Here is a 7215-nt window from a genome sequence, read left to right on the forward strand (position 1 = left end):
GGCAGCTCGGCGCGTACGGCCGCGACGCCCGGGTGCGGTTCGGGCGCGGTGATCTTGCCGCTGCGGGCGTCCCACCGCTCGACGCCGTAGTGACCGAGGACGACGAGGTGTTCGAGACCCGGCACGTTCGCGAAGCCGCCGTTGCGCACCGCGACATCGGCCGGCCGGCCGGTGATCACCGCCACGGCGGCCACCTTCGGCGTGAGGGCGGCCAGGGCGGACAGTGCCCGGGGATGGGCCCGGGCCAGCTCCGGATCGGCCACGATCGGCGCGAGCGTCCCGTCGAAGTCGAGCCCGATCAGTGCTTTGCCGGGCTGCGCGAGGAGGGCGTCGAGGCCGTCCTGCCCGGCCCGCGTGGCGGGGGTGGGAAGGCTGCTCATTTGGCCCTCAGCCCCTCAGCGCGTCGAGCTGGTCGACGAACCACCGCGCCGGTGGCAGTGCCGTCGCGGCTGCGACCAGGCGTTTGCCGCGTTCGGCGCGTTCCTCCGGGCTCATCGACAGGGCCTCGTGGAGGGCCGTCGCCGTGCCCGTGATGTCGTAGGGGTTGACCGTGATCGCGTCCTCGCCCAACTCCTCGTGCGCCCCGGCCTCCCGCGACAGCACCAGCGCGCAGCCCGCGTCGGAGACCACCGGGACCTCCTTGGCGACGAGGTTCATGCCGTCGCGGATGGGGTTGACGAGGGCCACGTCGGCCAGCCGGTAGGCGGCCAGCGAGCGGGCGAAGTCGTCCTTGAGGTTGAGGAGGACCGGGGTCCACCCGGGCGTGCCGTACTCGGCGTTGATCTCGTCGGCGAGCCGCTGCACCTCGGCCGTGTAGTCCCGGTACACCGCGAGGTCCTGCCGCGAGGGGTACGCGAAGGCGACGTGCACCACCCGCTCGCGCCACTCGGCGTGCGCCTCCAGCAGCCGGCGGTAGGCCAGCAGTCCGCGCACGATGTTCTTGGACAGTTCGGTGCGGTCGACCCGGACGATGGTGCGGCGGGCACCGCCGTCCGGAGCCGGGCCGATCTCCTGCCGCAGCGCGGCCATCCGCTCCTCGACGTCCGGTTCGTGCGCCCGCTTGCGCAGGAAGTCCGCGTCGGCCCCCAGCCCGTGCACCCCGACGCGCGTGCCGCCGAGCCCGCCCGCGAACCGCTCGGCGCACGTGGTGAACGCCTCCGCCCAGCGCTCGGTGAGGAAGCCGAGGCGGTCCGCGCCGAGCATGCCGCGCAGCACCTGCCCGGCCACGTCGTCCGGCAGCATCCGGAAGTACTCGGGCGGCGCCCACGGCGTGTGCGAGAAGTGCCCGATGCGCAGGTCCGGCCGCAGCTCGCGGAGCATGCCCGGCACCAGCGTCAGGTGGTAGTCCTGCACCACGACCGCCGCGCCCGGCCCCGCCTCCTCGGCCAGCGCCTCGGCGAACGCCCGGTTGTACACCTCGTAGGACGCCCACTGCCGCCTGAACTCCGCGTCGAAGACCGGCTCCAGGGGCGTCTGGTAGAGCATGTGGTGCACGAACCACAGGACCGAGTTGGCGATGCCGTTGTACGCGTCGGCGTGCACGTCGGCCGGGATGTCCAGCATCCGCACGCCGTCCTCGCCGATCCCGCGCCTCACCGCCTCCCGGTCGCCGTCGGACAGCGCCGAGCACACCCACAGCGCGTCCGCGTCGGAGCCGATCGCGGAGAGCCCGGAGACCAGTCCGCCGCCGCCCCGTTTGGCGTGCAGCGAACCGTCCTCGCCCACCGTGTACGAGACGGGACCCCGGTTGGAGGCCACCAGCACCTGCGCAGCACCGTACGTTGAAGCCATAAGCCTCAACCTAGCCCGGCCCGGAAACGCTCAAACGTGCGGATCTGTCGTGTCCGGCCGAAACCGGCCCCGGTCAGGCCGCTTTCCGCACCTGGTACTCGGCGATGTCCACCATCGGCGGACGCTCCTCGGTGTCCACGGAGTACGTCCGCGGCTCGAAGCCGTCCTCGCCCCGCTCGAACTGGGTCAGGGACGGCCGGATCAGATGCCCGCGGGCCAGCCGCAGCTGGGCCGTGCGGTAGATCGCGGCGGCCATCCGGCCCAGCGCCTGCCCGTCCTGGTGCCGGTGCTTGCGCACGCCGACATCCACCTGGGCGAGGGCGTCCAGACCCGCCAGGTGCAGGGCGTCGACCAGCATGCCCAGCTCCACGCCGTACCCGACGGGGAAGGGCAGCTGCTCCAGAAGGGAGCGGCGGGCCGCGTACTCGCCGCCGAGCGGCTGCACGAAGCCGGCCAGCTGCGGCCAGTGCATGTTGAGCAGCGGGCGCGCCATCAGCTCGGTGACCCGGCCGCCCTGCCCGGTGGCGCCGGCCAGGGGACGGTCGTACATGGCCTTCACCAGATCCACGTCCGGCTCGGTGAGCAGCGGGCCCACGATCCCGGAGACGAAGTCGGACGAGAAGTCCCTGAGGTCGGCGTCGACGAAGCAGACGATGTCCCCGCGGGTGACGAGCAGCGAGCGCCACAGCACCTCGCCCTTGCCGGGCACGGCGGGCAGGCGCGGGAGTATTCCGTCCCGGTGCACCACCCGCGCGCCCGCGGCGGCGGCCACCTCGGACGTGCGGTCGGCCGACCCGGAGTCGACGACGACCAGCTCGTCGACGAGCGGCACCTGCCGCATCAGGTCGTGGCGGATGACGGAGACGATGTCCCCGACCGTCGCCTCCTCGTTGAGCGCGGGCAGCACCACGCTCACCGTCTGGCCCGTGCGCTGCTTCGCGGCGAGGATCCGGTGGAGCGGGCGCTCGGTCGCGGACCAGGAACGGGTGCTCAGCCAGCGCTCGACTTCTTCCAGCACCGTGGCGGCTCCTCTGCGTACTCTCGGCGGGACGGACTGCCCGCCGCGGTAGCGGCTGACGGGTACAGTCATCTCGCGGTTCGGACGACTATCTCAACTGTCCTGGTCGTCGGTTACAGTCTTGAACAACGCGGATGACCATCGCATGTCCGGGGTCACCCGCCGCCTACAACCACATACAGCTCATCCAGAGGGGCAGAGGGAAACGGCCCGATGAAGCCCCGGCAACCCTCCAGTCGGTACTCGTAGGTCACTGTCGACCACAGGCGCGAGGCTCCCGGCTCGGGAAGGTGCCAAATCCGTCTCACGGCGAGATGCGTCGTGAGGAAGATGAGGAGAAAGGGCCTCGCCTCACATGGCTGCGCAGACTGTTGCAAGCACCACTGAATCCACCGTAGACCTCGGCCCCGCCGCCGCGCTGAGCTGCCGCGAGTGCGGTCACCGCGTACCCCTCGGCCCGGTCTTCGCGTGCCAGGAGTGTTTCGGCCCGCTGGAGATCGCCTACGACTTCTCGGCCTACGACACCGAAGAGCTCCGCAAGCGCATCGAAGCGGGACCCGCGAACATCTGGCGCTACGCCCCGCTGCTGCCGGTCCCGGCCGACGTCGCGGACAAGCCGAACATCAACCCCGGCTGGACCAAGCTCGTCAAGGCCGACAACCTCGCGCGCGAGCTGGGCGTCGACGCCGGCAAGCTGTTCGTGAAGGACGACTCCGGCAACCCGACGCACTCCTTCAAGGACCGCGTCGTCGCCCAGGCCCTGGAGGCCGCCCGCGCCTTCGGCTTCACCACGCTCTCCTGCTCCTCCACCGGTAACCTCGCCGGTGCGGTGGGCGCCGCCGCGGCCCGCGCCGGCTTCCGCTCGTGCGTGTTCATCCCGCACGACCTGGAGCAGGGCAAGGTCGTCATGGCCGCGGTCTACGGCGGCGAGCTCGTCGGGATCGAGGGCAACTACGACGACGTGAACCGCTTCTGCTCCGAGCTGATCGGCGACCCGGCCGGCGAGGGCTGGGGCTTCGTCAACGTCAACCTCCGGCCGTACTACGCGGAGGGTTCCAAGACCCTCGCGTACGAGATCTGCGAGCAGCTCGGCTGGCAGCTGCCGGACCAGCTGGTGGTCCCGATCGCCTCCGGCTCGCAGCTGACGAAGATCGACAAGGGCCTTCAGGAGCTGATCAAGCTCGGGCTGGTCGAGGACAAGCCGTACAAGATCTTCGGTGCGCAGGCGCTCGGCTGCTCGCCGGTGTCCACGGCGTTCAAGGCCGGGCACGACGTGGTGCGCCCGCAGAAGCCGGACACCATCGCCAAGTCCCTCGCCATCGGCAACCCGGCGGACGGGCCGTACGTGCTGGACATCGCGCGGCGGACCGGGGGCGCGGTGGAGGACGTGACGGACGAGCAGGTCGTCGAGGCGATCAAGCTGCTCGCGCGGACCGAGGGTGTGTTCGCGGAGACCGCCGGTGGTGTGACGGTCGGCGTGACGAAGAAGCTGCTGGAGAACGGGCTGCTCGACCCGTCGAAGTCGATCGTCGTGCTGAACACGGGCGATGGTCTGAAGACGCTGGATGCGGTGGCGGGGACCGGGCTCACCGCGACCATTCGCCCCAGCCTGGAGTCGTTCCGTGAGGCCGGGCTCGTCTGAGCGTCGTTGTTCGCTGCGGGCCGTGGGGGCTGGTCGCGCCCGCGCGGCGGAGCCGCAAATCGATACAGCCCCGCGCCCCTGAGTGCGATACCCAACCGGAGGTTTTGAAGTCATGAGCGTCACCGTTCGGATCCCCACGATCCTGCGTACCTACACCGGCGGTCGGGCCGAGGTGTCCGCCGATGGCGGGACTCTCGGCGAGGTCATCGCCGACCTGGAGAAGAACCACACCGGGATCGCCGCCCGGGTGCTGGACGACCAGGGCAAGCTGCGCCGGTTCGTCAACGTGTACGTCAACGACGACGACGTGCGGTTCGAGCAGGGGCTGGAGACGGCCACGCCGGACGGTGCCGGTGTGTCGATCATTCCCGCCGTCGCCGGCGGCTGAACCGGTCGAGCGGCCCGTTATTACCTTCGGTAACGGCCGTCACTGAGAGTTCATCGAATTGCCCCCTCCGTCAGAGAAGCGGAGGGGGCAATTCTGTGTGATTGAGCGCGGTACAGTTGGGGAACGCGGTCCCGATCCGCTGATCGGAACCCTGAATTCCCGCTGCGAGCCCGACAAGATGTAGCCAAAGTGTGCGCATCTTTTGCGGCTTTTGTTCCCTTTATGCGGTCCGACTTGCCCTGGATTCTGGCGGATTCTCCCCACATTCCGGACCCGGCGCGTCCAGAATTCTCGTCCGATTGACCTGTTGCAGACGGCAGTTGGACAGATACATTCAGCCGCGGTCGACGCGTTCCGGCGCACGCCCCCAACCGTGGGGGGTGAGGTCTGACCCGGGTCCACGAAGTGTGGATCTGTGCAAGGGCCAGTAATAGGGGAGTTAGGCATGGCTCAGGGCACCGTCAAGTGGTTCAACGCGGAGAAGGGGTACGGCTTCATCGCGGTCGACGGTGGTGCGGATGTTTTCGTCCACTACAGCGCGATTCAGATGGACGGCTACCGCACCCTTGAAGAGGGCCAGCGGGTCGAGTTCGAGATCTCGCAGGGCCAGAAGGGACCGCAGGCCGACATGGTTCGCGTCGCTGCCTGAACGCGCACCACGACCAACGCATCAGCGACCGGTCTTCTCAGAAGGGCCCGTACCCCCCGGGGTGCGGGCCCTTCGGCCTGCTCGAACGGTCTGCGTGGCGGTGTTCGCGGGCGGCTGACGCCCCCGCCCGATCCCCCGGAGGCGCTTGCGCCCGCCCGTCACCCGATCACCACCCCTCAACGAGCACTCGCTACGCGAGCGCGCCTTGCACTCTCGGGGGTCGAGTGCTAATCATTGCGTTAGCACTCTGAAGGTGAGAGTGACAACGTAAGGACCGGGTCGGTGAGGCCCGCAGGCCAGGTGGGGAAGGAACCACAGGGCAAGCGAGCCGTCCGTCGCGGGCGCGGGCGCGGTCCGAAGTAATCACCCCCAGTCCTGGAGGGACCACTTCACATGGCCAAGATCATCGCGTTCGACGAGGAGGCGCGGCGCGGCCTCGAGCGCGGCATGAACCAGCTCGCGGACGCCGTCAAGGTGACGCTCGGCCCCAAGGGCCGCAACGTCGTCCTCGAGAAGAAGTGGGGCGCGCCCACGATCACCAACGATGGTGTCTCCATCGCCAAGGAGATCGAGCTCGAGGACCCGTACGAGAAGATCGGCGCCGAGCTCGTCAAGGAAGTCGCCAAGAAGACGGACGACGTCGCCGGTGACGGTACGACCACCGCGACCGTTCTCGCCCAGGCCCTGGTCAAGGAGGGTCTGCGCAACGTAGCCGCCGGCGCCAACCCGATGGCCCTCAAGCGCGGTATCGAGCGCGCCGTCGAGGCCGTCTCCGCCGCTCTGCTGGAGCAGGCGAAGGACGTCGAGACCAAGGAGCAGATCGCCTCCACGGCCTCCATCTCCGCCGCCGACACCCAGATCGGCGAGCTCATCGCCGAGGCCATGGACAAGGTCGGCAAGGAAGGCGTCATCACCGTCGAGGAGTCCCAGACCTTCGGTCTGGAGCTGGAGCTCACCGAGGGTATGCGCTTCGACAAGGGCTACATCTCGGCGTACTTCGCCACCGACATGGAGCGTATGGAGGCCGTCCTCGACGATCCGTACATCCTGATCGCGAACTCGAAGATCAGCAACGTCAAGGACCTGCTGCCGCTCCTGGAGAAGGTCATGCAGTCGGGCAAGCCGCTGCTGATCATCGCCGAGGACGTCGAGGGCGAGGCCCTGTCGACCCTGGTCGTCAACAAGATCCGCGGCACCTTCAAGTCCGTCGCCGTCAAGGCCCCGGGCTTCGGCGACCGCCGCAAGGCGATGCTGCAGGACATCGGCATCCTCACCGGCGGCGAGGTGATCTCCGAGGAGGTCGGCCTCAAGCTGGAGAACGCCACGATCGACCTGCTGGGCAAGGCCCGCAAGGTCGTCATCACCAAGGACGAGACCACCATCGTCGACGGTGCCGGCTCCGCCGACCAGGTCGCCGGCCGGGTCAACCAGATCCGCGCCGAGATCGAGAACAGCGACTCGGACTACGACCGCGAGAAGCTGCAGGAGCGCCTGGCGAAGCTCGCCGGCGGTGTCGCGGTCATCAAGGCCGGTGCCGCCACCGAGGTGGAGCTCAAGGAGCGCAAGCACCGCATCGAGGACGCCGTGCGCAACGCCAAGGCGGCCGTCGAGGAGGGCATCGTCGCCGGTGGCGGCGTTGAGCTGGCCCGCCAGGGCCATGCAGCAGGCGTGGAGACGGCCGCCACCTTCCACGCGCACCCCGGCAAGGGCGCCGACGCGTGGCACCG

Annotated in this window: 7 protein-coding genes and 1 riboswitch; of the genes, 4 read left to right on the top strand and 3 right to left on the bottom strand. The window is 69.3% G+C overall.

Annotation, left to right across the window (positions count from 1 at the left end; all coding sequences use genetic code 11):
* The 3 genes from ABZ281_RS30110 to ABZ281_RS30120 all read right to left on the bottom strand — a co-directional run.
* A partial coding sequence (locus ABZ281_RS30110; RefSeq protein ID WP_356660542.1) for a trehalose-phosphatase occupies positions 1-380 on the bottom strand: 380 nt, incomplete at its 3' end.
* Between the two features lie 7 nt (positions 381-387).
* Positions 388-1791 (bottom strand): trehalose-6-phosphate synthase, encoded by a 1404-nt coding sequence (locus ABZ281_RS30115; RefSeq protein WP_356660544.1) that lies wholly within the window; start codon positions 1789-1791, stop codon positions 388-390.
* Between the two features lie 73 nt (positions 1792-1864).
* Entirely contained in the window at positions 1865-2809 is a 945-nt protein-coding gene (locus ABZ281_RS30120) for a glucosyl-3-phosphoglycerate synthase (protein ID WP_356660552.1), read from the bottom strand.
* A gap of 180 nt (positions 2810-2989) precedes the next feature.
* Positions 2990-3146: riboswitch (SAM riboswitch) on the top strand.
* An 18-nt stretch (positions 3147-3164) separates the two neighbouring features.
* Between ABZ281_RS30120 and thrC the strand changes: the two genes are divergently transcribed.
* From thrC to groL, 4 genes are all read left to right on the top strand, one after another.
* A complete protein-coding gene (gene thrC / locus ABZ281_RS30125; RefSeq protein ID WP_356660546.1) occupies positions 3165-4451 on the top strand; it encodes a threonine synthase in 1287 nt (428 codons plus the stop codon).
* A 112-nt stretch (positions 4452-4563) separates the two neighbouring features.
* Complete coding sequence (locus tag ABZ281_RS30130) at positions 4564-4839, top strand: MoaD/ThiS family protein (protein WP_356660548.1); 276 nt, start codon at positions 4564-4566, stop codon at positions 4837-4839.
* A gap of 445 nt (positions 4840-5284) precedes the next feature.
* Positions 5285-5488 carry a cold-shock protein gene (locus ABZ281_RS30135; protein WP_003949956.1) on the top strand — a complete coding sequence of 68 codons (204 nt, stop codon included), beginning with the start codon at positions 5285-5287 and terminating at the stop codon, positions 5486-5488.
* 393 nt (positions 5489-5881) lie between these two features.
* Positions 5882-7215, top strand: a 1334-nt coding sequence (gene groL, locus ABZ281_RS30140) for a chaperonin GroEL (protein ID WP_356660550.1), incomplete at its 3' end; no start/stop codon positions are given.

Source organism: Streptomyces sp. NPDC006265 (assembly GCF_040613555.1).
GTDB lineage: Bacteria > Actinomycetota > Actinomycetes > Streptomycetales > Streptomycetaceae > Streptomyces.

What these genes read in the sequence shown, in the direction of transcription:
- ABZ281_RS30130 (WP_356660548.1), top strand. Translation starts at nt 4,564, where the DNA reads ATGAGCGTCACCGTTCGGATCCCCACGATCCTGCGTACCTACACCGGC.
- ABZ281_RS30115 (WP_356660544.1), bottom strand. Translation starts at nt 1,791, where the DNA reads ATGGCTTCAACGTACGGTGCTGCGCAGGTGCTGGTGGCCTCCAACCGG.
- thrC (WP_356660546.1), top strand. Translation starts at nt 3,165, where the DNA reads ATGGCTGCGCAGACTGTTGCAAGCACCACTGAATCCACCGTAGACCTC.
- ABZ281_RS30135 (WP_003949956.1), top strand. Translation starts at nt 5,285, where the DNA reads ATGGCTCAGGGCACCGTCAAGTGGTTCAACGCGGAGAAGGGGTACGGC.